The 6,000-nt window shown below is 33.5% G+C and carries 7 protein-coding genes; 2 read left to right on the top strand and 5 right to left on the bottom strand.

Annotation, left to right across the window (positions count from 1 at the left end; translation table 11 throughout):
* Positions 1-123: 123 nt before the first annotated feature.
* Both G9F74_RS27450 and G9F74_RS27445 read right to left on the bottom strand, forming a co-directional pair.
* Positions 124-1,065 carry a hypothetical protein gene (locus tag G9F74_RS27450; protein ID WP_016108814.1) on the bottom strand — a complete coding sequence of 314 codons (942 nt, stop codon included), beginning with the start codon at positions 1,063-1,065 and terminating at the stop codon, positions 124-126.
* A gap of 71 nt (positions 1,066-1,136) precedes the next feature.
* Positions 1,137-1,613: a hypothetical protein gene (locus G9F74_RS27445; protein ID WP_001056341.1), complete on the bottom strand. Its 477-nt coding sequence runs from the start codon at positions 1,611-1,613 to the stop codon at positions 1,137-1,139.
* Positions 1,614-2,120: 507 nt separating this feature from the next.
* Here G9F74_RS27445 and G9F74_RS27440 point away from each other — a divergent pair.
* Positions 2,121-3,173, top strand: a complete 1,053-nt coding sequence (locus tag G9F74_RS27440; protein WP_000151137.1) for a pyruvate kinase — start codon at positions 2,121-2,123, stop codon at positions 3,171-3,173.
* A gap of 88 nt (positions 3,174-3,261) precedes the next feature.
* Here G9F74_RS27440 and G9F74_RS27435 read toward each other — a convergent pair whose 3' ends face one another.
* Both G9F74_RS27435 and G9F74_RS27430 read right to left on the bottom strand, forming a co-directional pair.
* Complete coding sequence (locus G9F74_RS27435; RefSeq protein WP_131202360.1) at positions 3,262-3,531, bottom strand: DUF1292 domain-containing protein; 270 nt, start codon at positions 3,529-3,531, stop codon at positions 3,262-3,264.
* A gap of 157 nt (positions 3,532-3,688) precedes the next feature.
* Positions 3,689-4,387, bottom strand: a complete 699-nt coding sequence (locus G9F74_RS27430; protein ID WP_002039128.1) for an NAD(P)H-dependent oxidoreductase — start codon at positions 4,385-4,387, stop codon at positions 3,689-3,691.
* A gap of 110 nt (positions 4,388-4,497) precedes the next feature.
* Here G9F74_RS27430 and G9F74_RS27425 point away from each other — a divergent pair, with 110 nt between their 5' ends.
* Positions 4,498-4,878, top strand: coding sequence for a winged helix-turn-helix transcriptional regulator (locus G9F74_RS27425; RefSeq protein WP_000340657.1), 381 nt, complete (start codon positions 4,498-4,500; stop codon positions 4,876-4,878).
* Between the two features lie 244 nt (positions 4,879-5,122).
* On the opposite strand, the gene G9F74_RS27420 is transcribed toward G9F74_RS27425, so the two are convergent.
* Positions 5,123-5,716 carry a hypothetical protein gene (locus tag G9F74_RS27420; protein ID WP_000914493.1) on the bottom strand — a complete coding sequence of 198 codons (594 nt, stop codon included), beginning with the start codon at positions 5,714-5,716 and terminating at the stop codon, positions 5,123-5,125.
* Positions 5,717-6,000: the final 284 nt, after the last annotated feature.

Here is a 6,000-nt window from a genome sequence, read left to right as displayed (position 1 = left end):
CCCTCCAAGTAATAGTGTAACATCCATGTGTATACATGGTCTTTTTCACACTGTCTACCTAAAGGGGATAATATCATGAGTAGGCTTTTTACGTTGTTGTAATTGTATAAAGTGGGAACATATTTATTTTTTATTTTCAATTACGATACGAAATGAACCGTATGCTTGTTGACTGACATAATGATCTTCACTAACTTTATAAGGAAATGGGAATGCGACTAGTTGAAAATTAATTTCCTGTTCCACTGTAGGTAGTGTGAAAGTAAAAGTAAAAGTTTGTCTCGTTTCTGGTGCCACTGTAGTATAAGCGACGTTTTTATTATGGAATAATTCAACTTGTTCCCAATCTTTAAAGGCCACGATTGCATAAGGTATTTCATCTTTTGTTTCATTTCCGTTCGATAGAGTTAATGTTTCACCTTCCTTTTCAGAAAATACCGTTTGTAATTTCTCTTCATTGCTCGTAACAAATAATGGCTCATAAAGACCATCTTTTAAAATAGTATTTGGCTGTATAGGGGTAGACTTTAATGTTTCACTTTCTTTATGAGGATGATGTATTGAATATCGCATACTTAAAATCTCTTCTAGTATAGACGCTTTATGTAAGTCATTATCTTTTAACTTATATTCAGGTTTTTTAATAATTAAAAAGGCTAATTCGCTTGCGTTAGGAGAAGTGTGTAAAGAGATTTTCGTAGTAATCGAACTATTTGGTTTCATATCGAAAGAGTAGTGTGATAGTTCATTTACAGTATTTTCTATTTTGAAAGGTTTTTGTACGTAATCTTCTAGAACAATTAATCCATACTTTCGGTCTTCGTCAATATTATGTATAAAGGATAACGATACGTTAATTGTATTATTCTCACTAGTAATTTCACTACCGTTGTTAATATGTTGGCCTTGATTATCCTTCAAGCCGTATGAAATAGTATTGGTTTGTTTCTCTCTCTTATTTTCTTTGGAAGGTGTATAAGGTTGTATAATTGAAGCATGGAACAAAACATACATTGTAAAGAAAGAAATAAGTAAAAAACCGATAATGATATATATATTTTTCATAAATAACACCTCAATATATTTAAAATATAAGAGAAAAAAGATATGCAAGATGCATATCTTTTTTCTCTTTCTTACCAGGAAGCTTTTGTTTCGTGATTCACATCATTATAACCATTTAATTTATAGGTATGATTACCAATAGCGTAATCATCTCCATAATAAACGCTTGTGTTGGTCGCTGTAGCACTTACATAAGATGATTTTTTTGCATTATTACTTTTCGTATTCACTAATGAGCCATCGCCATTGAAAGTCCTTGCTTTTGCATAAATATAGTCTTCGGTCGTAGTTGATTTCGATTTAGCAACTGCATATGGGTTACCAAAAAAGGGAGTATAGACGCTAATGTTAGAATCATTCTTAGGTGCAGCTGCAACAGTCAAACTAGAAACATTGGATGTTTTTGCTGATTGAATTGTATCAAAGTCAACTAAAACAGGCTGCTTGTCTGCAGCACCCACCTCTGAGGCACTTGCGTTATTAGTAAAACCAAAACCTAAAACCGCTAACCCTAAAGTTGTCACCGCTAAAGATTTTTTCATATTCACTAATTTTCCCAACTTTTTTAATTTTTGAGTTCGAACTCAACTCATACAATATACGAAAAATTCGAAACTCTCAACAACCTATCCGATACTTAACTTTTCTTTTACTTTTGATTTAACATATCTTCATTTTAATAATTTGAATATAGCTTTAACTGCTTAGCGAACATGGAAATAGGGTTACCAATATGAAATTCATGTAAATGTAGATTTACACTTATAGAAGAGCACATGAATGAAAAGTAGGGTGGTAATGAAAGAGAGTTAGAAGAATGTAATACAAAACAATCGGATTATGTATTCATTAATTGTAGCGGCGGAAAAAGAAAAGATAGTAAAGGAGAGTATTAACGGTAAAAACGAAACACGGTATAAATCAATCATGTACGAAGCAATTCTACGTTTGTATGTAGGATTACTTCGTTTGTAAAGTTTAAAGCTGTTATTGTATTCCCTATGTTATTTTTAAATTTTTGTGGGAAACCTATCTGAAAAAGGATGGTGGCAAGAATGACAATTGATCGAGTGTGTACAATAGGACCAGCAAGTAATAATAAAGAAACGTTAGTGCAGTTAATAAAGAATGGTATGAAAATTGTTCGGCTAAATTTATCACATGGCACGCATGAAAGTCATAAAGACATCATTCGTTTAGTGAAATCTTTAGATGATTCTATTAAAATTTTAGGTGATGTGCAAGGTCCTAAAATAAGATTAGGTGAAATGAAGGAAGATCAAATTACACTTAAGGCCGGGGATTCTTTTCTTTTACATACGCAACCAGTCATAGGGAGTAATACAGAAGCAAGTGTGGATTATGTAGGTATTGCGAATGATGTGAAAGTAGACAGTAGAATTTTGATTAATGATGGAGAGGTTGAATTAATTGTTGAAAAGGTAAGTAAGGAAAAAATAGAAACAAAGATCAAAACAGGTGGTAATATCTCATCTCATAAGGGGGTGAATTTACCAGGTGCGACAGTTAGTTTACCGGCTATTACAGAGAAAGATAAAAAAGACATTCAATTTCTTTTAGAAGAGGATGTTAATTTTATTGCGTGTTCTTTCGTACGAAAACCTAGTCATATAAAGGAAATACGAAATTTTATACAAGAGCATAAAGAAACGTCCCCAAGTTTAATTGCAAAAATAGAAACGATGGAAGCAATCGAGAATTTTCAAGATATATGTAAAGAAGCAGATGGAATTATGATTGCAAGGGGGGATTTAGGAGTGGAATTGCCGTATCAAATTATTCCGCTTTTACAAAAAATGATGATTCGTGAATGTAATCGAACGAATATATATGTTATTACAGCAACACAAATGCTTCAATCTATGGTAGATCATTCTATTCCTACAAGGGCAGAGGTCACCGATGTTTTTCAAGCTGTACTAGACGGGACGAATGCAGTGATGCTTTCTGCTGAAAGTGCATCAGGAGAGCATCCAATCGAAAGTGTGAGAACACTACGTCTCGTTTCGGAATTTGCGGAGCAAGTTAAAAAAGATGGTCCTTTTGCGATGAAAGATGTACTGGAATGGCTGCATAAGTCTCTTTAATACATGTAGCTTGGTAAGTGATGAATAAAAAAAAGAGGGCGGATATGCATCCCCCTCGAGTTTTTAACGAATATTACTCTTGCTCTTCTTACTCATCCAAAATCTTATCAAAAGCAGCCGATACTTTGTCAAACTCTTCGTCATTTTCGATGTATGAAAACTCATTATCTTCTTCTACTTTTAAAAAGAAGATATCAATGTCTTCCTCAGTTTCTGTTTGAATGTCTTCTACGAAGGCAACTGCAATATATTCTGCACCTTCGACATCCATCGCTCCAAGTACTTCTACTTCCTGATCCTCATTATTCTCATCACTAAGAGTAAACACTTCGCCAACTTCAATATCAGACATATTCATTCTCCTCCTGTTCGACTCTAAAAATAGAGCACTCAAACTGTATACATACTAACATATCTTTCCATGAAAAAACAAATTCATACGTAAGAAAACAACTGATTCTTCTTTAGTATGAGTATACAGCTATAAGGAGCATTATTTTTTGCGTGCTATGTTACTAAATCCATTCAACAATTATATCCGTAGTCTGTCTTGTTTTATCACGCTTTGGCTCTTCTTTACGGTAACCAAAGGCAACCATAACAGATACTTCAAAATTATCGTCTTTTACAATGCCTTCTTGACGAAGTAAAGAATCTACTTTCTCTTTATCAAATCCTTCTATTGGACAAGAGTCAATACCAATTTGAGCTGCACTCGTCATCATATTACCTAAAGCGATATAAGATTGTTTTGATGCCCAATCAAATACAGCACGGTCGGATTGTAATAAGTTAAAATCTGATTCCTGGAACTTTTTGAAGAATTCATATCTAATTTTTTGAGTGTCTTCAGGCAATCCAATAATATCGTTCATCATATATTTAATATAATCTGCATCATAATGCATATCTTTAATGTTTCTTGAAAGAACAATAACAAAGTGACTAGCTGTTGCAAGTTGCCCACCAGCACCCCATGAATATGGTTGTAGTTTTTCTCTTACTTCTTTATTTTGTACGATAACAAATTTCCAAGGTTCATATCCAAAAGAAGAAGGAGATAATCTGGCTGTTTCTAAAATGAAATTAAAATCCTCTTCTGAAATTTTTTGCATAGGATCGAACGCTTTACATGCATGTCTGAAATGAAAAGCCTCCATAATTTTTTCTTTTGTAATTTCTTTTATATTTGTCATAAAAGTTCCTCTTTTCATTAATTTATTTTGTAACCAAATTATATTTTTAAAGTAACATAGAAACAAGTACGCACATTTATGTGGTATAGTATCAAAAAAGATACTAATGTTAAGGGAAGGGATTTATTATGGATTGTTCAAACGAAAATAATATAAATTACCCATTTTTAAATAAATATTCTTGTCCAGTGGAAGCGATGGTTGAGGTCATTGGAGGGAAATGGAAAGGGGTTATTTTGTATCATTTATTAGATGGTACAAAGAGGTTTAATGAATTAAAAAGATTAAAACCTAATATCACACAAAGAATGTTAACACTGCAGCTTAGAGAACTTGAAGCAGATGGTATCATACATCGCGAAGTGTACCGCGAAGTACCTCCAAAAGTAGAATATTCGTTAACTGAGCTTGGTGAATCACTTCGTCCAATGATTCTATTAATGATGGAATGGGCAACTCATAATATGGAGAAAGTTTTGGAAAGTAGAAATACACAAAATAAAAGTTAAGAGTTGAAATGGATATAGGAGAGATATGTGAAATAGTTGTAGAAATAAAAGGTGTTTCCATATGTGGAAACACCTTTTATCCCGCATTAACGGGCAGTAAGACCCCCACCTCAAAATTCAGTGGAAGCAAAGAAGTTAGGTGGGGATCGGGCTGCCCGTAAAAGCCCGATTGGTGAAGGCTAATAATCAGTGGGGGATCAACAAACCCCCCACTGATTAAAGTTTCACTTTATTTCTATGTTTTTTACTTTTTAACTTCAACTGCTGAAGTTAAAAAGTCACTCAAGTTTGCAGTTTTACCATACCAATCAGCATGTCTAAAAACAACACCTTTTCCATATCCTTCAGTTGAAGTACGTTCCCATAGCGTTGTTGAATAGCTAGCAGTAGGAGCTGCTGTACGTACAGAAACAATTTGATTTTGCCAACTAGGAGACAAGTTTTTATAACCGCTACTTAGAGAAAAATACTCGCTACCTGTACGTTTATAGAAGTCTGTACTACCAGGTCCGCTCCCTCCAACACCAAGGGGAGTGATTGTATGATTCAACCTTTGTTTATCTTTTTCAATAAAAGACTCTAAACTTTCTTTGTTCGAAAATCCATAAGATAACCAGTCTCCATTTTGATTTTGTTTCGGTAGAACTAAAGTTATTTTTACGTCTTCCTTTGATGGAGCACCCAATTTGTGAAACGAATCTACAGCCTTTTCATCCACAGTTACATATTCGAAAGAGGCAATCGTATAATCCTTTTCGGTACTAGCTAATACTGATCCCAATCCGACAGTTAATGATGAAGCAGCTAACATTGCACCTACTACCAACTTTTTAAGCATGAATTCATCTCCTTTAAACTTAGATTTTTTTGTGTAACTAAAATGTATGTTAGTTTGAGTTTATTGTAAATATTTAGAATTTTATAAAAATAAATTGGAATATTCTTTCATTAATCCAAAGTAAGGAATTCGCTTTTCTATTAAAAAAGGATCTACTTAAAAAGTAAATCCTTTTTGGATATTAGCAATAAGGCTAGAGTGTGCTACTGATTTTGCTCTTTGCCGATTCACCTCAAAACTTTACTGAAGCAAAAGAGTTAGCGGGAGGCGTGCTACTTGTGAAA

Source organism: Bacillus sp. EKM202B, from assembly GCF_011066025.1.
GTDB lineage: Bacteria > Bacillota > Bacilli > Bacillales > Bacillaceae_G > Bacillus_A > Bacillus_A toyonensis.
This window is presented reverse-complemented; position numbering and strand designations above follow the sequence as displayed.

Excerpts from the sequence above, each read along its gene's own strand:
- G9F74_RS27450 (WP_016108814.1), bottom strand. The coding sequence starts at position 1,065 with ATGAAAAATATATATATCATTATCGGTTTTTTACTTATTTCTTTCTTT.
- G9F74_RS27440 (WP_000151137.1), top strand. The coding sequence starts at position 2,121 with ATGACAATTGATCGAGTGTGTACAATAGGACCAGCAAGTAATAATAAA.
- G9F74_RS27435 (WP_131202360.1), bottom strand. The coding sequence starts at position 3,531 with ATGAATATGTCTGATATTGAAGTTGGCGAAGTGTTTACTCTTAGTGAT.
- G9F74_RS27430 (WP_002039128.1), bottom strand. The coding sequence starts at position 4,387 with ATGAAAAGAGGAACTTTTATGACAAATATAAAAGAAATTACAAAAGAA.
- G9F74_RS27425 (WP_000340657.1), top strand. The coding sequence starts at position 4,498 with ATGGATTGTTCAAACGAAAATAATATAAATTACCCATTTTTAAATAAA.
- G9F74_RS27420 (WP_000914493.1), bottom strand. The coding sequence starts at position 5,716 with ATGCTTAAAAAGTTGGTAGTAGGTGCAATGTTAGCTGCTTCATCATTA.